The sequence below is a fragment of the Nonomuraea sp. NPDC050643 genome (genome assembly GCF_040654715.1).
Lineage (GTDB): Bacteria > Actinomycetota > Actinomycetes > Streptosporangiales > Streptosporangiaceae > Nonomuraea.
In genome coordinates, this window is the sequence record NZ_JBFAIM010000015.1 from 38247 (window position 1) to 60236 (window position 21990).

At 71.2% G+C, this 21990-nt stretch carries 8 protein-coding genes; all 8 read left to right on the top strand.

The window, feature by feature from the left end:
• The first annotated feature begins 400 nt into the window (after positions 1–400).
• The gene (locus AB0I15_RS21445; RefSeq protein WP_358098007.1) at positions 401–1615 is read left to right on the top strand and encodes an ACP S-malonyltransferase; all 1215 of its coding nucleotides are present in this window, start codon (positions 401–403) and stop codon (positions 1613–1615) included.
• Entirely contained in the window at positions 1615–2553 is a 939-nt protein-coding gene (locus AB0I15_RS21450; protein ID WP_358098010.1) for a 3-hydroxyacyl-CoA dehydrogenase family protein, read from the top strand. Before AB0I15_RS21445 ends, AB0I15_RS21450 begins: the two co-directional genes overlap by 1 nt.
• 20 nt (positions 2554–2573) lie before the next feature.
• Positions 2574–2843 (top strand): acyl carrier protein, encoded by a 270-nt coding sequence (locus AB0I15_RS21455; RefSeq protein WP_358098013.1) that lies wholly within the window; start codon positions 2574–2576, stop codon positions 2841–2843.
• A gap of 11 nt (positions 2844–2854) precedes the next feature.
• Complete coding sequence (locus AB0I15_RS21460) at positions 2855–4045, top strand: acyl-CoA dehydrogenase family protein (protein WP_358098016.1); 1191 nt, start codon at positions 2855–2857, stop codon at positions 4043–4045.
• An 18-nt stretch (positions 4046–4063) separates the two neighbouring features.
• The gene (locus AB0I15_RS21465) at positions 4064–5980 is read left to right on the top strand and encodes an amino acid adenylation domain-containing protein (protein ID WP_358098018.1); all 1917 of its coding nucleotides are present in this window, start codon (positions 4064–4066) and stop codon (positions 5978–5980) included.
• On the top strand, positions 5977–12081 hold the full coding sequence (locus AB0I15_RS21470; RefSeq protein WP_358098020.1) for an amino acid adenylation domain-containing protein: 6105 nt from the start codon (positions 5977–5979) through the stop codon (positions 12079–12081). Before AB0I15_RS21465 ends, AB0I15_RS21470 begins: the two co-directional genes overlap by 4 nt.
• Positions 12074–16075 (top strand): beta-ketoacyl synthase N-terminal-like domain-containing protein, encoded by a 4002-nt coding sequence (locus AB0I15_RS21475; protein ID WP_358098023.1) that lies wholly within the window; start codon positions 12074–12076, stop codon positions 16073–16075. Before AB0I15_RS21470 ends, AB0I15_RS21475 begins: the two co-directional genes overlap by 8 nt.
• Positions 16075–21990, top strand: a 5916-nt coding sequence (locus AB0I15_RS21480; protein ID WP_358098026.1) for an aminotransferase class III-fold pyridoxal phosphate-dependent enzyme, incomplete at its 3' end; no start/stop codon positions are given. The genes AB0I15_RS21475 and AB0I15_RS21480, both read left to right, overlap by 1 nt.

A 21990-nucleotide genomic window follows, 5' to 3' on the forward strand; every position in this document is an offset into this window, starting at 1 on the left:
TCGGAGGTCTTTGAGTCCATCGGGGGTTCCAGCGAACGGGAGCGCCCAGGCCGGGTTTTCTGGTGCGGCGGTCACGATGATTGTTCTCTTTCTCCTCGACCTGATGATGAAGCCCTGTCGCAGAAGTTCGCTGTTACGGGTGCGGGCCGGTGGAAATCGCAGTGGGCGCACCGTACAGGATGGCGAGTTCTGTCATCAATGGACTTCTCCGGCGCGGTTTCCGCGCTCACGCGGCTGGTCAGTGCGGGCCCCTCCGGTGGGCGACGTCCCAGGTCACGTGGCCGCTCGATGACATTCTCCCCTTGTTCAACTGCTGAGATCGCCGGTTGAACGAGGGGATGAGGCGTGGTTGACTCCCGTCTCGGCAATCGACCGAACGAGCTCATCACGGAGGTGAGGAATGCCGATTCCGCGGCCGAGGCTGGCATTTCTTTTTCCTGGAGTGGGTTCCCAATATCCCGGAATGGCGGCCAAATGGTCCCGGCAGTACGGCACTTTTCGGGAGACGCTGAGTGAGGCATCGGACGGGCTCGGTCTCGACCTGGCCGAACTGTGCGAGAACCCGGCGGCCGGCGACCGCCTGAACCGGCAGGTGGAATCGCAGCTCGCCCTCCTGGCGATGGGGGTCGCTCTGTACCGGGTGTTCCGCGAGGAGATCGGCCTCCCTGCCACCCACCTGGCCGGGCACAGCCTGGGCGAGTACACCGCCCTGTGCTGTGCCGGCGCGCTGCCGCTGGCCGAGGCGGTGCGGCTGGTCCGGCTCCGGGGCGAGGCGATCAGCAGGGCCGCCGCGGGGCTGGACGGCGGGATGATGTGGGTCCTCGATCTGGACGCGGACAGAGTGGAACGGGTCTGCCGGCACTGGACCGAGGACGGTTTCGCGGTCTATCCGGCCATCGTCGACGGGCCGCGCCACGTCGCGATCTCCGCCCGCGGCGCGGATCTGAAGCGCGCGGCCGCCGAGTTCGAGGCGCGCGGCGCACGGGTGTTCCCGCTTCGCGTCAGCGGGCCGTTCCACAGTCCGTTGATGCGCCCGGCGGCCGAGGAACTGCTGGAAACGCTGGCCGGCGTGACGATCGCCGAGACCGCGGTCCCCGTGCTCTCCGGCGTCGACGCTCGACCGCACCCCGGTGGCGCCGCCGGCGCGGCGCTCCTCGCCGAGCAACTCGTCCGGCCGGTGCGCTGGGACGACGTGCAGAGCCGCCTGCTCGCCGACGGTGTGGGAGCCGCTGTGGAGCTGGGTCCCGGCCGGGTCCTGAGCTACATCGCGGCCAGAGACGGTGGACGGCTGCGAGCGTGGCCGGTCGATGATCACGCTGGCTTCGACGCCGTCGGGGCCGAACTCGTCCTGCGGCCGGACGACGCGCCGCGCGTGCTCGACTCCTGCCTGCGGGTTGCCGTCAGCACGCCGGCGCGACGCCACGGGCCTGACGTGGTGCGTCATTTCCGGCTCCTGGAGGAGCGGAGGGCTTCGCTCGAAACCGAGCCCGCAGGGGTGGAGGCGGCCTTCGCCTGCCTCGGCGTACTGAACGACCTGCTGACGGCCAAAGGGCTCGACCGCGCGGAGCGGAGGCGTTCCATCGCCACGGCCGCGGGCGGGCGGGTGTGGGCCTGATGGCGGACGCACCCTGGACCGGCGCCATGGATGTCTCACCTGCGGCCGAGGAACGGGCGGACGAGGTCTCCGTCGAGGAGACCCCCGATGCCTTCGGCCCGGTCGGCGTCGTCGGCGCAGGGGAGATCGGCCTCGGCGTGGCCGCCGATCTGGCGCTCAACGGGTTCCGCGTGGTCCTTGTCGACAACGATTCCGCTCGACTCGCCGCCGCGGCCACGAACCTGGTCAAAGTCATCCGGTTCGCCCCGATGCTTCGCCCCGGTTTCCCCACCGGCCCTGCGTCCGCCGTGGCGGCGGTGACCGCCACGGCCGACCCAGCCGAACTGGCGTCGTGCCGGTTCGTCGTCGAGAACGTCACCGAGCGGTGGCAGGCCAAGCGCGAGGCGCACCGCGCGCTCGACGCCGTCCTCCCCGAGGACGCCGTCGTCGCGGTGAACACCTCCAGCATTCCGATCAGCGAACTCGCGTCCGAGACCGTGCGCGCCGAACACGTGATCGGCATGCACTTCATGAATCCTCCGTACCTGACGTCCGCCGTCGAGGTGATGCGCCCCGCTGCGGCCTCGGAGCGGACTCTCGGGAGAGTGGAGACGCTCGCCCGGCTGCTGCGCAAGAAGACGATCGTCGTCGGGGACTTTCCCGGCTTCGTCAGCAATCGGATCTCGCATCTGTTCCTCAACGAGGCCGCTCGTGTCGTCGCCGAACACGGAGTGCCGCCGAAGATCGTCGACCAGGTGTTCCGGGACTGCTTCGGACACCGGATGGGTCCGTTGCAGACGGCCGATCTGATCGGGCTCGACACGGTCGTCGACACCCTGGACCGGTTGCGCGAGGCCACCGGCGATCCGCGATTCGAAAGTTGCGAACTGTTGCGGTCCATGGTCGGCGAAGGCCGGCTGGGCCGGAAATCCACCTCGGGCTTCTACACCTACGAATGAGAAAGCGGAAGGACATCGAGATGTCGGAGCTCGCGCAAGGGGCCGTCCAGCAGGTGGTGGCGGCCTTTCTCAACAAGCACGATGCCGGCCTCCATCCCGCGCCGGATGACGAGCTGTTCGCCTCTGGGGCGGTGAACTCCTTGTTCGCCATCGAGCTGGTGGGCTTTCTGGAGTTTCGTTACGGCATCAAATTCACCGTGGACGATCTCGACTTGAACAATTTCGCCTCGCTACGCCGTATCGCCGAGACCGTGCGCGCCAAACAGGCCGCCTCGGCCGGTGCCGCCTGAGACCGGTCGTCGTGGAGAACCTGCTCACCGAGGCCGAGGCCGGACATCACCGCGAGGTGCTCTCCTCGGTCGGCGCCACCTGGGCCGCGGACAGCCGCACGTGGGAGCGTGACGAGAGGCTGCCCGAGGAGGTCGTCGCGTGGTGTTCCGCGGAAGGGCTGCTCGGGGCGATGATCCCCCGGGAGTACGGCGGGCTCGGCTGGAGCGCCGTGGAACTGGGCCTGCTGTACGAGGCGCTGGGCAGGGTGAGCGCGTCCCTGGCCTCCCTGGTCAACGTCCACGGGATGGTGGCGCAGACGCTGGTCAGGTGGGGGAGCGGCCGGCAGCGCGAGGAGTTGCTCCCCGAGCTGGCCGCGGGCCGTAAGGTCGCCGCGGTCTCGATGACCGAGCGTCAGGCGGGCAGCGACCTGAGCCGGATAGAGACCACGCTGACCGGGCAGGGCTCGGGACACGTTCTGGATGGGACGAAGCTCTACACCACCTTCGGCCAGCGCGCCGACCTCTACCTGGTGTACGCGCGCGCCGCCGGCGGCCCGGTCTGGTGCCTGCTCGACCGTACGAGCCCCGGCCTCACGATCTCACCGGTCACCGGGCTGCTCGGGCTGAGGGCGGCCCAGGTGGCCCGGGTCGACATGCGCGGCTGCCCGATCGAGCCGGACGCCGTCGTGGGCAAGCCGGGGTTCGCTCAGTCGATCCTCCTGCCCCACACCCTGGAACACGGCCGGTACGCCGTGGCCTGGATGGCGGTCGGGATGCTCTCCTCGGCGCTCGCCTCGTGCTCGGCCGCGGTTCTGGAGCGCCGGGCGTTCGGGCACGCACTCGTCGAGTACGGGCAGATCCAGAACATCGTCACCGCGATGGGGGTCGACCTCGAAGCCGCACGCGCTCTCTGCGTCCAGGCGTCGCGTGCGCTGGCGGCGGGCGATCCCACCTCCACCCGCAGGGTCCTGATGGCGAAGTACTTCGCCTGCCAGGCACTGGAGCGGCATGCCGCCCAGGCCGTGCAGGCCATGGGCGCGCGCGGGGCGCTGGAGGACGAGGGCGCGTCGCGCATCTATCGGGACGCCAAGGTGCTGAACATCATCGAGGGTACGCCGCAACTGCTGGAAAGGCTGCTCACGCCGCAGATCGCGCGGGAGGCGGCCGGGCCGTCGTGGGACGACGGGCTGCCAGGCACCGGCTCTCACGGCAGGAAAGGGTAGAGCCGCATGATCCCAGCTTTGACGCGGGCAGTCGTGCGCGCGGTGGCCGAACACTACGTCGACCGTACGCATGTGTGTGTCGTCGAGGTCGAGGGCCGATCGGTCGAGATCGGCATCGACCCGGACGAGTCCTTCGACGCGCTGGCCGCCCGCGTCGCCGGCGCCCCGGAGTCGTCCGTCGGGCCACCGGTCGTGGGGATGGCCTCCGGCGGCGGAGGTGCGGCCCTGAGCGGGATCATCGCGACGCTCCTGCCCCAGGTCCTCGCCGACGGATCCCGGCCCATTCGCACGTACGCGCTGCTCGGCGACGCTGAGCGCGACCGGATCCGCGACGAGTTCAACGCGACCGACGTGCCGTTCCCCGACGACCTGACGATCCATGACCTGCTGAGGGCCCGGGCGGAGGATCGCGCGGATCGGATCGCCGTCAGCACGGACGACGGGACACTCACCTACGGTCGACTCACCGATCGGGCGGAGCGCCTCAGCACGTTCCTGGCCCAGCGTGACCACGGTGCGCACGGTGCCGTGGGCGTGTTGGCCCGACGATCGCTGGATCTTCCCGTCGCCCTGTTCGGGATCCTCGGCGCCGGCCTGGCATACGTGCCCATGGACCCGGGCTCGCCGCCGGAACGGCTCAGCCGGATGATCGGCAAGTGTGGGATCACGACCGTCCTGGCCGACCGTGACTGCCCGGTCGCCGCGCGCCTGACCTCGCAGGAGGGCGCCACGCCTGAGGTCTTCGCCCTGGACGCCGCAGAGCTCTATGCCCGAACCGGCGCCACGAAACCGCCCGAGCCTCGCGACCTGTGCTACGTGATCCATACCTCGGGCTCCACGGGCGAGCCGAAGGGCGTGATGGTCGAACACCGTTCGGTGATGAACCGCTTGGCGTGGATGCAACGACGGTTCCCCCTGACGGCACAGGACGTCGTCCTCCAGAAGACGCCGATCGTCTTCGACGTCTCGGTCTGGGAGCTGTTCTGGTGGCTGCTCGGCGGAGCACGGATGCACCTGATGCGCCCAGGCGCGGAGCGGTTTCCCCTCGCCATCGAGGAGACCATCGAGAAACACGGTGTGACCGTCGTCCACTTCGTGCCCTCGATGCTCAACGTCTTCCTCGCCCACCTTCGGACCGAGGCCTCGGCGCACCGGCTCGCCGGACTCCGCCTCCTGTTCTCCAGCGGGGAGGCGCTCCTGCCTCCGACCGCGGCGGCGTTCGACGAGCTGGTCGGACGTCACGGAGCACGGCTGGTCAACCTGTACGGACCGACCGAGACCACGGTCGACGTCACGGCCTTCGAATGCCCGGCCGGGCCGCCGCCGGACCGGATCCCGATCGGCAGGCCCATCGACAACACCCGGATGTACGTGCTGCGCCACGGTCAGCAGGTCCCGCCCGGCGTGTACGGAACGTTGTTCGTCGCCGGGGCCGGGGTGGCCCGCGGCTACCTGGATGACCAGGCCCGGACCGCGGAGCGGTTCCTTCCCGAACCAGGTCACCCCGGACAGAGCATGTACGACACCGGCGACATCTGCCGCTGGACGGTCGACGGCGAGCTCGAGTACCTCGGTCGCGACGACCTCCAGATCAAGATCCGGGGCATCAGGGTCGAGCTCGGCGAAGTCGAGCACGCGCTGCTCGGTGTGCCCCACGTGGCCGGCTGCGCGGTGTTCGCGGACGGTGCCGACCCCACGCGGGTCGTGCTGCGGGCGGTGCTCACCGAGGCGAAGGGAAACACGCGCATGGGGAATCGGCCTGTGGGGCTGACCGGGGGCCGGCTCCGTGCCGAAGTGGCCCGGAGACTGCCCGGCCATCTGATCCCCGCGACCTTCGACCTCGTCGAGGCCTTGCCCCTCACGACGACCGGCAAGGTCGACCGGACGCTCCTGGCCCGACCGGAGTTCCTCCAGATGCACGGGACGCGGCTGTGAACTCCGTGCCTGCCTCCGTTCCGGAGCGATCTGTCGCCGTCATCGGCATGGCCGGGCGCTTCCCCGGCGCGGCCGACGTCGAGGAGTTCTGGAAGAACATCGCCGAAGGCCGGAACCGCGTGACCCACCTCACCCGCGAACGGCTCCGCCGGTCCGGGGTTCCGGCCGCCTGGGTGACCGATCCGGACTACGTGCCGATGGCGGCCGTGCTCGAGGACGCGGACTGTTTCGACGCCGGCCTGTTCGGGTTCTCCCCGCGTGAGGCCGGACTGCTCGATCCACAGCAGCGCGTGTTCCTGGAGCTCGCCTGGACCGCACTGGAGCACGCCGGCAGGCTCGGCGCGCGCGGAGGGCAGGACAGGATCGGGGTGTTCGGCGGCTCCGGCGGAACGTTGTCCGGGTACGGCCCGGCGATCATGTCCGGGGGGTTGCCGCCCTATCCGGCGGTGACACAGGAACATCTCGGCAACGAGAAGGACTTCCTGGCGAGCCGCGTCTCGTACCGGCTCAACCTCACCGGGCCGAGCCTGACCGTCCAGGCCTCGTGTTCCACGGCACTGACGGCCACCCACCTCGCCTGCCGCAGCCTGATGGACGACGAATGCGACATGGCGCTCGTCGGCGCGGTGTCCATCCGGTGGCCACAGCACGTGGGGTACTTCCACAGGGAAGGGGGCATGCAGTCGCGCACCGGCCGCGTCCGGCCGTACGACGCCGCGAGCGACGGCACGGTGATCGGCAACGGCGGTGGGGTCATCGTGCTCAAGCCGCTCGCCGACGCGCTGCGCGACGGCGACCCGGTTTACGCGGTCGTCCGCGGCACCGCTGTCAACAATGACGGCGGCGAGAAGCTGGGCTACGCGTCGCCGTCGATGTCCGGCATCCTGAACGCGGCGAGCCGGGCCATGGCGGTCGCCGGCGTCGCTCCGGAGACGATCGGCTACGTGGAGACGCAGGGCTCCGCGACGGTCCTCAGCGACGCCACCGAGATCGCGGCGCTCCACCAGGCCCTTGGCGGCACGCGGTGCGCGATCGGCTCGGTCAAGGCCGCCGTCGGCAACCTGGACGTCGCAGCGGGCATCGCCGCCCTGATCAAGTCCGTGCTGGCCGTCCACCATGGGCTGATCCCGCCGAGCCCCTACTTCGCGGCACCGCATCCGCGCGTTCGGCTCGGCGACGGCGGGCTGTTCGTGAATCCCGAGCCGTTGCAGTGGACGGACGCGGTCCGCCGAGCGGGCGTCACGTCCTTCTCGATCGGTGGCGCGAACGCCTTCGCCGTCCTGGAATCGGCCCCGGAACCGAGCCGGCGTTCACAGCCGCTGCCCTATGAGGTGATCTCACTCTCGGCACGGACGGCGGATGCCCTGCGGGAGACGGCATCGCGCTGGCGCGATCGGCTGATGGCGGCCGAGCCGGCCGAGTTCCCCGACCTCGCCTACACCGCCGCGGTCGGGCGTCGCCGGCTCGGACATCGCCTCTCCGTGGTGGCCGCCTCCCCGGCCGAAGCAGGGGCACGCCTCGGCGCGTGGCTCGACGAGCGGGCATACGACGAAGAGGCCGGCGCCGTCGACCACGGGCACACCGCGACCGGGCCGCCCAAGATCGCCCTGGCCTTTCCGGGGGAGGGCGCCCGGTTCGCCGGTTCGGCCCAGGAACTCATGACCACTTGCCCGGCCTTCCGCGGCTTCCTGAACCGGATGGCGGCGCTGTTCACCGAACTCACCGGCCTTTCGCCACAGGACGCGCTGTCCGCTCCACACCTGGGCTCACGTCCCGAACTCGGGCAACCGGCATTTTTGCTGACCGAACTGGGCCTGGCCGAGATGTGGGCGTCGTGGGGCGTGCGGCCGAGCGCCGTCGTCGGGCACGGCCTGGGCGAGTACGGGGCCGCCGTGGTGGCCGGAATCCTGACGCCCGAAGACGCCTTGCGCCTGGTGGCGGCCCGCGGGCGGATCGCCGCCCGGCCGTCGCCGAACACGCGGGCGGCAGAGCTCCTGGCCGAGGCGGCTCGCGCGTTCGAGCACCACGCGCCCGGCCTGGCCATCGCCTCCACCGTCACCGGGCGTCTTGCCCGCGCGGACACGTACGAGCCGGGCTACTGGGCCCGGCACCTGACGGCTCCGGCGCGTTGCGACGACGGGGTCTCGGCCCTCGTCGAGGCGGGTGCGACCGTGTTCGTCGAGACCGGTCCCGGAACGACGCTCAGCGGCTCGACCGCTTCCGCACCCGGCGCCGCGCGGCCGGGCTGGATCCCGGCCCTGCCCGAAGGGGTCGCGGCGTCGGCGGCGATTCAGGAGGCACTCGTCCGCCTGGATCGGATGGGGGCGGACGTCGACTGGGAGGCGTTCTACGCTCCGCACACCCGGCGAAGGATCGCGGCCCCTTCGTACCCGTTCGAGAGGGTTCCCCACTGGTATGCGGAAGGCACCGTGCCATCGCCTCGTGCGGAGACGGCCGAAGCGGGCGACGACGTGGCCGTCCGGAGCTCACCGGCCCTTCCGGCCCGGGACCGGATACGCACCGTGCTGGCGAGCCGTCTGTCGCGCCAGGCCGAGCCCGACGCCCCCCTGGTGTCGCTCGGGCTGAACTCGCTGGCGGCGGTCGAACTGCGGGCGACGCTCCGGGCCGAGTTCGGTGTCGGCGTGACGCTGGTCGGCCTCCTGGGCGATCTCACTCCGGCGGCGCTGGAGAGACTGGTGACCGCCGCCGAGCAGGAGGACGGCGAACCGCCCACCGCCGTGGAAGGGCCGCTGAGCTCAGGCCAGCACGCCCTGTGGATCACCCACCAGACCCGTCCGGACGGCGCCGCCTACAACATCGCGTTCGCGGCCCACTACGCCGGAGCCCTTGACGCCGCGGCGCTCCGCCGCGCGCTCGTCCGCCTGGCGGGGCGGCACACGTCGTTGCGCACCACCTTCCACGACCGGGACGGGGAGGCCTACCAGCGGACGCACGGCGAGCTGGATCCGGAATTCCACGTGATCGACGCAGCGGCCTGGGACGGGCCACGGCTGTCGGCCGAGGCCGATGGGCTCCGCGCCCGGCCATTCGACCTCGAGTCCGGCCCGCTGGTCCGCCTGACGCTCCTGACGACCGGGCCGGAGGCCGGGGTGCTGCTGCTCGTCGTCCACCACCTCGTGGCCGACATGTGGTCCCTCGACCTGATGCTCGACGAACTGGCGGCGCTCCACCTCGCGGAGACGGGCGGGCCGCCGGCGCGCTTCGACGACCGTGTCGCCACTTACGCGACCCATGTCCGCCGTCAGCACACGTACCTCGACAGCGATGACGGGCACAGGGCCCGCGCGTACTGGCATGCCAAACTGGCCGGCGCTCCGGCGATGACGGCGTGGCCGGCCTTCGGCCGTGAACCGGGTGAGGACGTCGGCGGCGCCTCGTCGATCGGCTTCGTCCTGGGACCCGAGCCGGCCGCGCGGGTCAGAGCCCTCGCCGGTGCCGGACACGCGACCCCGTTCGCGGTCTACCTCACCGGTCTCCAGGAACTGCTCCGGCGCTACACCGGACAGGACGACGTGCTGGTGGGCGTCCCGGTCTCCGGGCGTACGGATCCGGACCTGCGTGACTGCGTCGGCTACTTCGCCGATCCCGTGGTCCTCCGGGGCGACCTGCGCGGCCGGCCGAGCGTGCGCGAAGCCGTGGCCCGCAACCAGCGCACCGTCGCCGAAGCGCTGGAGTATCAGGAGTATCCGTTCGAGGCGCTCGTCCGTGAGCTGGCACCGTCGCGGGAAGCGGGCCGGAACCCGCTCTTCCAGTGCATGTTCGTCTACCAGGAGGCCCGGCGTTCGCCGGAACTGGCGGCGATCCACGCCGGAGGAGCGGGACCGGCGGCGGGGCCGGTGCCATGGGCCGGCCTGGAGCTCCGGCCGTTCCGCGTGGCACAGCAGGAAGACCAGCACGACCTCAGCCTCGTGCTCTTCGAGGACGGCGAGAACGTCCTCGGCAGCCTGCGCTACCGGCGCTCGGTCTTTCCCGACTCGGCCGCCCGCCGGGCCGTCGAGGACTATCTGGCCATCCTGCGGGCCACGACCGACGAGCCGGACGCGGTCATCGACGACCTTGTCACCGAGCCGAGGTCCGGCGGGTCCGGCGGGTCCGGGGCGATGCCGGCCGGCATCGCCGCCGACGACAGCGTCGTGGCCCGCTTTGCCGTCGCGGCCGCCGCCCACGCGTCCCGTCCCGCGGTCCGCTGCGACGGCGTCCAGCTCGACTACAGGGCGCTGGACGATCTGTCGTCGCGCTGGGCGACACGGCTCCGCGGCCTGGGCGCCGGGTCCGGCCGCCGGGTCGCGCTGCTCCTGCCGCCGGGCGTGGACACCGTCGTCGCCGTGCTCGCCGTCCTGAAGAGCGGGGCCGCCTACGTCCCGCTCGACCCGATGAACCCCGTCCAGCGCGTACGCGGGATGGTCGAGGACTGTGGCCCGGTCGCCGTCCTGACCCACCAGGCCTCGGTCCGCGGCCTCGAGGGGATCGCGCCACACGTGCTGGCGATGGACGGCTCCGCGCCGCTCTCACCCCCCGACCCCGGGCCCGGGCCGAGAGCGGGGGACCTGGCCTACACCGTCTACACCTCCGGGTCGACCGGCGAGCCGAAGGGCATCGACGTCGAGCACCGCCAGGTGCTCGGTCTGCTCGACGCGATGCGGCGGCATGTCGCGCCCGATCCGGACGCGGTGTGGACGCTCTTCCACTCGACCGCTTTCGACGTCTCGGTGTGGGAACTGTGGGGCGCCCTGCTGTCCGGTGCGTGCCTCGTCGTGATCCCGGCTCCTGTGGCCCGCGACCCTGAGCGGTTTCTCCGCCTTCTGGTGACCGAGCGAGTCACCCATCTGAACCAGACCCCTTCGGCTCTGCACGGGCTCGACGCGGCCGTCGAGCGCGCCACCCCGGCCGGCCTCATGGTCCGCCACACCTTCTCGTGCGGGGAACTGCTGCCAGGACCGCTCGCCCTGCGCTCGCTCGCGTGGTGCGGAGAGCTGTGGAATCTCTACGGCCCCGCCGAGGCGACCGTGTGCGTGACCGCGCGCCGCGTTCGTCCCTCGGACTGCGCGGGAAACGGGGTGCCGGTCGGACAAGCCCTTGACAACGCGACCGTGAGCGTTCGCGACGCTCAGGGCCGTGAGCTGCCGAAAGGCATCATCGGCGAGCTGCACATCGGCGGATCCGCGCCGGCGCGCGGTTACGCCGGCCGTCCGGAGCTGACCGCCGCCCGTTTCGTGAGCGCCCCCGATGACCCGGGCGGCCGCAGGTACCGGACAGGCGATCTGGCCTGGGTACGGGCCGACGGCCAGCTCGAGATCCTCGGCCGGATCGACAACCAGGTGAAGGTCAACGGCTACCGGATCGAGCTGGAGGAGATCGAGGCCTGCCTGGAGCGCGACCCCATGATCGCCCAGGCGGCGGTCTTCGTGGAGGGGTCCGACGCTGACGACAGGCGGATCACGGCGTGCGTCGTCCCCGCCGACGGCCGGCCGGCCGGGGAGAGCGCGTTGCGCGCGTCGCTGCGGTCCAGCCTGCCCGAGTACATGGTGCCCGCCGCCATCGAGTTCGTGCCGAGCCTGCCGTTGACGATCAACAAGAAGGTGGACCGCAGGTTGCTCGCCGAGCGGGCGAGCCGTTCCCGCCCCGCCACGGCCCGTACGGCGGCGGTGGCCGTCCAGGGGCGCGGCGAACGGGAACGGCTGGTCGCCGAAATCTGGGCCGAGGTGCTGCGACGCGACACGGTTCGCGACGGCGACAACTTCTTCGACCTCGGCGGGAACTCCCTGCTGTTGCTCCAGGTGCACCGGCGGCTGGTCCGTGCCGTTGCGGGGCGAGCGCTGACGGTCGCGGATCTCTTCCGCCATCCGACCGTGTCCGCACTCGCCGCGCGCCTGTCCGCGGGAGCCGGGGAAGCCCTGACCGCGGCGAGCGGTGGCGAAGGGGCCGGCGACGTCGGCGCACGCCGCGCCGAGGTCCGTCATGGGGCGGCGTCCCAGGGCAGGCGGCGTGCCACTGCGCGGATGGCCGTCCGGGGCCGAACGGAAGGGCTTCCTGATGAGGAAACGGGCATTCGGCACGATTGGGGAGCTGGGGATGACTGAGCTGGATGGTGTCGCCGTCATAGGCATGCAGGGCAGGTTCCCTGGGGCGCGCGACATCGACGAATTGTGGGCCCGGTTGTGCTCCGGCGACGACATGGTCACCGACTATTCCGAGGCGGAACTGCGGGATGCCGGCACGCCCGAGGACCTGCTGAAGGATCCGGCGTTCGTCCCGGCCGGGGTGCCACTGCCCGACGCCTACGACTTCGACACCGCGTTCTTCGGCTACACCCGCCGCGAGGGCGAACTGCTGGACCCACAGCACCGGCTGGCCCTGGAGACCGCGTGGCGGCTCCTCGAGACGATCGGCTACGCGCGCCAGGGCGAGGCGGCGATCGGAGTCTTCGCAGGGGCGTCGATGAACACCTATCTGCACAACGTCCTGGCTCGGGAGGTCGACCTGCTGACGGCAGAGGGCACCGAGCTGATGCTGGCCAACGACAAGGACTATCTGGCGCCCCGGTTGTCCTACAAGCTCGGCCTCACCGGCCCGAGCGTCACCGTCCAGACGGCGTGCTCGACGTCGCTGAGCGCGATCCATCTGGCGGTTCAGAGCCTGCTCGCGGGTGAGTGTGATCTGGCGCTGGCGGGCGGGGTCTCGGTGCTCGCCAATCCGCATCCCGGCTACCTCCATCGGGAGGCCATGATCCTTTCCCGGGACGGCAGGACCCGGGCGTTCGACGCGGACGCCAGCGGAACGGTGTTCGGCGACGGCGTCGGCTTCGTGGCGCTCAAACGTCTGGCCGACGCTCTCGACGACGGCGACACCGTCATCGCGGTGGTGAAGGGCTCGGCGCTCAACAACGACGGCGCGGCCAAGGTCGGGTTCGCCGCGCCGAGCGTCGAAGGCCAGCGGGCCGTGATCGCCGAGGCTCTGGCGGTCGCCGGATTCGACGCGGCGACCGTGTCCTACGTCGAGGCCCACGGCACCGCCACCGCGTTGGGCGACCAGGTAGAGCTCGCGGCGCTGAGCGAGGTGTTCGCCGCGACACCCCGCGAGACCCCATGCCTGCTGGGCACGGTCAAGGCGAACATCGGGCACCTGGCGGCGGCCGCGGGTGTGGCCGGATTCATCAAGGCGGTGCTGGCACTGCACCACGGTGAGATCCCGCCCCATCCGCATTTCCGCCGCGCCGGTGAGGGACTCGCGGACGGAGCGTTCGAGATCAACACCGAGTCGATGCCGTGGGAGCGGACCGGCGGATGGCCGCGCCGAGCCGGTGTCAGCTCGTTCGGGATGGGCGGGACGAACGTGCACGTGGTGCTGGAAGAGGCACCGGAGGCGCCCCAGCCGCGATCGGGACGCGCCCAGTGGGAACTGCTCACCGTCAGCGCCCGGGACGAGGCCGCGCTCGAGGAGCTCTGCGGGAGTCTCGCCGACCGCCTGGACACCGGGGACGACGGCCCGGCCCGCAGGCCGGGGGAGGGACATGACCTGTCCGATGTCGCGTTCAGCCTCGCGGCCGGCCGCCGCGCGCACCCCTGCCGATACGCGGTGACAGCGGCCGATGCACGCGCCGCCGCCGAGGCCCTGCGCAGGGTGGGCCGTCGGCAGACCACCGGCCCCGCGCACGCCGTGGGACGGACGGCGCTCATCCTCGGTGACGGGCCCTTCGCGGGACTCGGCGACGCGGCGGCCTTCGGCCCCATCCGCGCGACGCTCCGCGATTGTGCCGGCATCCTCACCGGGCTCGACGTCGAACTCGACGGAGCGCTGCCGGCCGATGCGCGGCTGGCCGATCTCGTGTCCCGGCTCGCGATCGGCTCGCTCCTGACCGGCTCGGGATGGGAACCGGACGAGATCGCCGGCGACGAGAACATCGCGGCCCACCTGCGCGGAACCGCCGGCCTGGCGGAGACCGTGCGCCGGATGGTCGCCGGACCGGCCACCGCGACGGTCGGCTGGGAGGGTCTGAAAGCCGATGTCGTGGTGGTGATCGGCGAGGCGTCCGCACATGTTCCCGGCGGCGTCGTCATCGGCTCGCACGACGAGCCCGGTGCCTCCCGGTCCGAGCAACTGCTCCGCGCGGCCGGGCGGCTGTGGACGGCGGGGGTTCCGATCGAGTGGACTTCCTGGCGTCCGGGAAAACGCCGGAGGGTGCCGTTGCCGGTCCACCCTCTGAGGCGCGAGCGGCTCGCCGTCGCCGCGCCGAAGCGGAGGCGCCGTCCGGAACGCGACCCCGTCCCCGAGAGATGGCTTTACACCGAAGCCTGGCAGCGGACGGTCCCGGCGCCGTCCAGACCGGACCCCGCGGCGCGCTGGCTGGTGTTCGAGGATTCCGGCGGGGCAGGACCCGGTGTGGCGGCCGAGCTGACACGGCTCGGCCACGAGGTCACGAGGGTGCGTGCCGGCCGGGTCTTCGGACGCTCCGCACCTGATGCGTTCATCGTGGACCCGGCCACGCCGGACGGCATGGGGGCGTTGTTCGCCGCCCTGACCGCCGAAGGCCGATTCCCCGAGCACATCGTGCACTTCTGGACGCTGGACGGCGACATCGCCGACGAGGCGGCGTTCGACCCGGACCGGGACTTCGCATTCCAGGCCGTGCTCGATGTGGTGACGCAGGCCGCGCGACACGCCGCTCCCGGCGCACGTACCGCGATCACGGTGGTCACCACGGGGGTTCACCGGGTCCTCGGTGGCGAATCGATCAGCGCGACGGCGAGCATGGCCGACGCGGCGGCCTTGGTGGCCCGTCAGGAATTCCCGAAGCTGGATGTCCGGACGATCGACATCGACCGGCCGGATCAGACGGTGGGCCTGGCCGACGCGTTACTCGGCCACACGACCCACAGGGCACTCGCCTTGCGTGGCGGCTTCCTCTGGGTCAAGCGTTACGTCCCGATGGCGGACTTCGCGCCGCTGGTACCGGCGGGTGCCGGTGGCGTCCATCTCATCTCCGGTGGCCTGGGGCGTGTCGGGCTGGCGCTGGCGGAGAAGCTGGCCGCATTCGGCGACACCCGCCTGATCCTCACCAGGCGATCTCCCTTCCCCGACCCCCGGGAGTACGACGGCTGGCTCGACGACCACGGCCCTGACGATCCGGTCAGCATGGTCATCGAACGGATCCGGCGGATGGAGAGTCTGGGCGCGCAGGTGTACGCCGTCTCCGCCGACGTCGTGGACGAGCAGCGGATGCGTGCGGTCGTGGCAGAGGCCGAGCAGCGCTTCGGCCCGATCGGCGCCTGGTTCCACGCCGCGAGTGTCCGGCCCGCCGCGGCCTCGTGCCTGATCGGCGGGGCGGACCCGGCCGGCCGGCGGCAGGTCTTCAGGCCGAAGACGCAGGGCGCGCTCGTCCTGCGCCGGATCTTCGGGGGCCGGATCCCAGGTGTGCTGATCTCCTCGCTCTCGTCGGTTCTCGGCGGTGTCGGATACGCCGCCTACGGCGCGGCCAACGCGTTCCTGGACGCGCTGGCCCGGGCCGACGACACTCTGACGAGCATCGCCTGGGAAGGCTGGGCCTTCGACGACGACCCCGCCGCCGTGTCCGCCGAGCAGAGGGAGCTGGCGGGTCTCGCCCTCACTTCGGACGAGGGCGCCGAGACGTTCGGGCGGATTCTGCGCCAGGCGGGGTCCTGCTCAGTGGTCTTCGTGTCGACCGAGGACCTGGATGCTCGCGTCCGGCGCTGGTCGCCTCCGCGTCCTGATCCGGTCGAGGCGACCGCCGCGCCCACCGTCCGGTTGGAGGGCGACGATCTCAGGCGAGTCTTGGCCCGGCTGTGGGGCGAGGAACTGCGGAGCGAGATAGACGACTACGACGCCAACCTCTTCGACCTGGGCGGCGACTCGCTGCTCGCGGTCGAGCTGGCCGTGAGGATCGAGGAGGAGCTGGGCGAGAAGCTCACCGTCGCCGACCTGCTCGGCGCGCCGAGCATCGAGCAACTGGCGGGATTCCTGCGCGGCGGCGCCTCCGGCACGCTGGCGGAGGCCGTGGACGAGCGCGTGCGGCGGCGCACCCAGGGCAGGGCCGGCGTTCGCGGGAGAGCGGTCTGATGGGCGCTCAGGGCGACGAACGGATCGCCATCATCGGCATGGCCGGACGCTTCCCCGGCGCGGACAGTGTGGAGGCGCTGTGGCGGATCCTCGACGAAGGGCGCGACGCGGTCACCGACTACTCGGACGCCGAGTGCCTCGCCGCCGGCGTCGCGCCCGAGCTCGTGGCGCACCCGGACTACGTCAAGAGCGGCGCGCACCTGCGTGGCGCCGGCATGTTCGACGCCACGTTCTTCGGCTACACGGGTCGCGAGGCGGAGCTGATGGACCCGCAGCAGCGGATCTTCCTCGAGGTCTGTCACGAGGCGCTGGAGGAGTCCGGGCATGGGCCGACGACCTTTTCCGGCCCTGTCGGGGTCTACGGAGGCCCACGCAGCTCCGACTACACCAGGCTGCTGACCGGTCCAGAATACTGCGATGTCGCCGCGGACTTCGCGAAAGCCGCGAACGCCCCGGACGGCCTCACGACCAAGGTCGCCTACAAACTCGATCTCACCGGCCCGGCCCTGACCATCCAGACCGCCTGTTCCACCTCGCTGGTCGCCGTGCACCTGGCCTGCCAGCAACTCCTCGACGGCGAGTGCGACATGGCCCTGGCCGGAGGGGTCTCGTTGCGGCTGCCGCAGCACGCCGGCTATCTCTACCGCGAAGGCGGAACACTGTCACGCAGCGGCCGTTGCCGGTCGTTCGACGCGGCGGCCGACGGCCTGATCTTCGGGGACGGCGCGGCCGTGGTCGTCCTCCGCCGGCTGTCGGACGCGCTCGCGGACGGGGACAGGATCCTTGCCGTCATCCGTGGGTCGGCGGTCAACAATGACGGCGCGCGCCGCGCGGGGTACGCCGCCCCAGGACTGATGGGGCAGGCACGGGCGATCCGCGAGGCGATCCTGGTCGCCGGGCTCGAATCCACCGACGTGACCTATGTCGAGGCACATGGCGCGGGCACTCCCTTGGGCGACCGGGTGGAGTTCAACGCCCTGATGCGGGCGTTCGACACCGACGAGCGCGGTTTCTGCGCTCTTGGGTCGGTGAAGGCGAACGTCGGCCACCTGGACTGTGCCGCGGGGGTCACCGGCCTGATCAAGACCGTGCTGGCGATCCGGTACGGCCGCATCCCGGGCAACCCGCAACTACGTTCGCCCAACCCCGAGCTGAACCTGATCGAGTCGCCGTTCTACCTCGCCGCGGAGAGGACGGATTGGCACCCTCCGTCCGGGAAGCGAATCGCCGGGGTCAGCTCCCTGGGCATCGGCGGCACCAACGTCCACGTCGTGGTCGCGGAACCGCCCGTGCCACCGCCGCCACTCCGGTCGCCGGCGGGCCGGCACCTGGTCGTACTCTCGGCCCGCAGCCCCGAGGCGCTGGAACAGGCGAGCGATGACCTGCGCCGGTACCTGGAGGAGCACGCGGACGCCGACCCCGCCGATGTCGCCTTCACCCTGCAGACCGGCCGGCAGGCGCATCGGCACCGCAGAGCCGTACTCGCGGACGGCTGCGCCGGTGCGGCCCGCGCACTTCGGGACGGCGACTTCGTGACGGACAGCACCACGCTGCCCCGGCACCTGGCCGATCTCGTGGACGGCTGGCTGAGCGGCCGCGAGGTCTCCTGGCAGCCGCTGCACGCCGGCCGGTCCAGACGGCGGCTCGCGTTGCCGACCCACCCGATGTTCCGCAGGCACTACTGGCCGGTCACGCCGGCAGAGCAGGCCGAATCGCCGGCCCCCGCCGGGCTCCCTGAGGAAGAGACCAAGACCATGGACGCTTTTCTGGTCGAGCTGACGACCCTCGTCGCCGCCCGATTCAAGGTCGATCCCGCCCTGCTGGATCCCGACGTGCCCTTCTTGGAAATCGGCGCCGACTCGCTGGCCCTGCTCAACGTCCTGGCGCCGATCGAGGACCGGTACGGGGTCCGGCTGTCCATCCGCCAGTTCTTCGGTGAGGTGCGGACCTTGTCCGAGCTTGCCGACCACCTCAAGAAGACGTCGACGAGACGCGAGCCTCTCGCGGCCGGTGAGCCGGTGGTTCCGCAGAGTGCCGCCGTCACAGGGGCCCAGCCCGCGCCCTCCGCGGTGGAACGTCTTCTCGCCGAACAACTGCGCCTCATGCACCACCAGCTCGAACTCATCGGCGGCACCGCCGCTGCGGGCCCCGATCGGTCGGGCGCGGCGGGCGTCCCCGACGTCCAGGCGGTCGCCGTGCCCGTTCCGGCCTCGCCCGTCACCACGCGGGAACCCGCTCCGGTGGCCCCGCTCGCTCCGGGGAGGCGGCGCAAGGACGGCCGCAGCGCGGTGGACCCGACCCGCCGCGACGAATACCTGCGACGCCTGGCAGTGCGCTACACGGCCAGGACCGCCAGGTCCAAGGCCTACGCGGAGAGGTTCCGTGAGGTCATCGCCGACAGCCGCTCCACGATCGGCTTCCGGATGTCGACCAAGGAGATGCTCTACCCGATCGTCGCCGGCCGCGGTCGGGGCGCGCGGCTGTGGGATGTCGACGGCAACGAGTACATCGACCTGACCTTGGGGTTCGGGGTTCACCTGTTCGGCCACAACCCGTCTTTGGTGACGCAAGCGATCGCGGAGCGGATGGAGACCGGCTTCAGCCTCGGCCCGCGCAGCGAGCTGGTCAATGACGTCGCCGAGGACGTCCTCGCCCTGACCGGCATGGACCGGGTGGCCTTCCTGAACAGCGGGAGCGAGGCGGTGATCACCGCGTTGAAGCTGGCCCGCGCGGCGACCGGCCGGGAGAAGATCGTCATCTTCGAGACGGGTTACCACGGCCACTCGGAAGGCGTCTTGGCCGCGCCGAACTGGGTCGGGGGCGAACTGCGCGCCAAGCCACTGGCGATCGGCGTCACCCAGGGCGCGATCGACAACGTCTACGTCCTCGATTTCGGGACCGAGCAGGCGCTGGAATTCATCGACCGGCACGGCTCCGAACTGGCCGCGGTCCTCACCGAGCCGGTCACCACTCGGCACCCCGGCGTGCAGCAACCGGACTTCCTGCGCCGCCTGCGCGAGCTGACCTGGAAGCACGGCGCCAAACTGATCTTCGACGAGATGGTCACCGGCTTCCGCTGCCACCCCGGCGGCGTGCAAGGGCTGTACGGCATCGAGGCCGACCTGGCCACCTACGGGAAGATCATCGGCGGTGGCATGCCCCTCGGCGTGGTGGCCGGACGTGGCGGGACGATGGACGCGATCGACGGCGGCGGCTGGCGTTTCGGCGACGGCTCCTACCCGACAGCGGAGTCGACGTTCTTCGGTGGCACCTTCAACCAGCATCCGCTGACCATGGCGGTGGCGAAGGCGACGCTGGGCGAGCTGCGGCGGCAGGGCCCGGACCTCCAGCGGAGCCTGGACGACAGGACCAGGCGCTTCGTCGACGCCATGAACACGGACTTCCAGGAGCTGGACGCGCCCATTGAAGTCACCCGGTTCTCGTCGTGCTACCGCTTCATGCACGACGCGAACATGGACCTCTTCTACTACAACATGCTCGATCGCGGGATCTTCATCTGGGAATGGCGCAACTGCTTCCTGTCCACCGCGCACGACGACAAGGACCTGGACCTGATCCGCGACGCGGCCCGCGAGAGCATCGAGGAGCTGCGCGAGAACGGCCTGATCCCACCGCGCTCCGGACAGGACGCGCCGGCGGCCGGAAGACCGGTGCCGAGCGGCGGCAACGGGGCGCCGCTTCCTTCCTCCCGCCGGCTGACGGCCGCCTCGCGAGCACAGCAGCAGTTGTGGGCGCTGGCGAACGTCTCCGCGGAAGGCTCGCTCGCCTACACGCTCTTCGCGGGCTTCTGGCTGGACGGACGGCTGGACCGGGACGCGTTCCGCGCCGCGGCGCGAGGCGCCGTCGAACGACACCACGCCCTGCGCACCGTGTTCACCGCGGACGGGGCATCCACGTGTGTCGTGACCATGGAAGAGCTGGCTTGGGATGAGATGTTCTCCGAGGCCGAGTGCGCCGAGTCCGAGGTGACGGCCTTCCTGGACGCGCAGGCCCGGCGCCCGCTCGACGTGCCCGGTGGTCCGTTGCTGCGGATGTGCCTGGTGCGCGTCGGCGTGGACAAGCATCTTCTGCACATCGCGGTGCACCACACCATCGCGGACGGCTGGTCGTTGCTTCCCTGGATGGAGGACCTGGCGGCCCTCTACAACGGTGAGCTTGGTCTCCTCCCCGCGGACGGGCTGCCCGCGCCGGTCCAGTTCGCGGAGTTCCTCGCCCGGCAGGCGGGCGAGGCCGGCTCGGCGCGCTCACGCGAGGACCGGGTCCACTGGAACGCGTTGCTGGACGGGGCGCCGGAGCCGGAATTGCCGAGCGGCCGCGGCGCCGGCCTGCCGTCCTTCAGGACCGAACGACACCGCTTCGAACTGGACAAGGCACGTGCCGACCGACTGCGTGCGGCCGCCCGTGCGAACGGTGTGACGCTGTTCGCCTTCCTGGTGGCCGGGTGGGGGGTCCTGCAGCACCGGCTGACCGCCCAGGACGACGTGGTCGTCTTCGCGCCTTCCGCGGCGCGGCCGGACGGGTTCGAGCGAACGGTCGGTTATTGCGCCAATCAGATGGCGCTTCGCCTGAGCACGAAAGCCGGGACCGATGTCAGCGGCTATCTCAGGTCCGTGCAGGACCGGCTGCTGGACGCCCTGGAGCACGCCGGCTTACCCTTCGCCGAGGTCGTCGCCGATCTGGACGCCCGTCAGCCGGGTTTGGCGCGCCGGTTGTTCCGCTCCTCCATCGTGCTGGACCGCAGGGTGCGATGCCCGGACCTCGCGGGCCTGCGGATGAGCGAAGTCGAGAACATGCCGCTGCACTGCTCGCCGTACGCGCTCAGCCTGCAGGTGGTGGACACCGCCGACGGCGGTCTGCGGTGCGAGCTCGACGTGGACGTCGAGGCGCTGCCCCCCGGCCTGGCCGAACGCCTGGCCGGATACCTGACGCGGTTGCTGGACCGCATGGCCGAGGACGGCGGAGGCGGCCTGCCGGCTCTTGACGTCCTCGACGACGCCGAGCGAGGAGAGGTGCTGGACTTCGGCCGGGGCCCGACGGTGGATCTCGGGTCGCGCCGGATCCCCGAGCTGTTCGACGTGATCGCGGCCGAGGCTCCCGGACGGATCGCGGTGACCTGCGAAGGCAGGTCGCTCACCTACGAAGAGCTCGGCTCGGCTTCGAACCGGCTGGCCAGGGTGTTGCGGCGGGTGCTGCCGCCGGACGGTGACGGCGGGGCGTTCGTCGGTCTGCGGCTGCCGCGCTCGGAGCGGTTCCTGGTGGCGCTGCTGGCCGTGTGGAAGGCCGGTGCGGCCTATGTGCCGTTGGAGCCGAGACATCCGATCGAGCGTCATGCCCGGATGCTGGAACTGGCCGGGGTCGAGGTGGTGCTCTGCGACGAGCCCGCCGAGCAGGTTCCCGGGGTTCGCTGGCTCCGGCTCGCCGATCTGCTGGCCGAGGCCGGGGGAGAGGTCGAGGACCTGGGTGCGGCAGACGCGTTCGCCGGCCTGGACACGGCCGCGTACGTCATGTTCACCTCCGGCTCGACCGGCGAGCCGAAGGGCATCGTGGTCGAGCACCGTGCGATGCTCAACCACGTCCGCGCGATGGTCGGGGCCTTCGCGATCCGCGAGGATTCGGTGGTCGCACAGAACGCGCCAGGCGCTTTCGACGTGTCGGTCTGGCAGTGGACCGCGGCACTGACGGTCGGCGGCTCGGTGGCGGTCTGCCCCGACGCCGATGTCGCCGAACCCCGGCGCATGCTGCGCCGCCTGGCGCAGGACCGGGTCACGGTCCTGGGGCTGGTGCCGAGCTACCTCACCGTCCTCCTGGACGAGCTGGACCTGCAGGATCCAGCACCCGGCACGGTCCTGGCCGGCCTTCGTCACGTGGTGCTGAACGCGGAGCCGCTCAAGCCG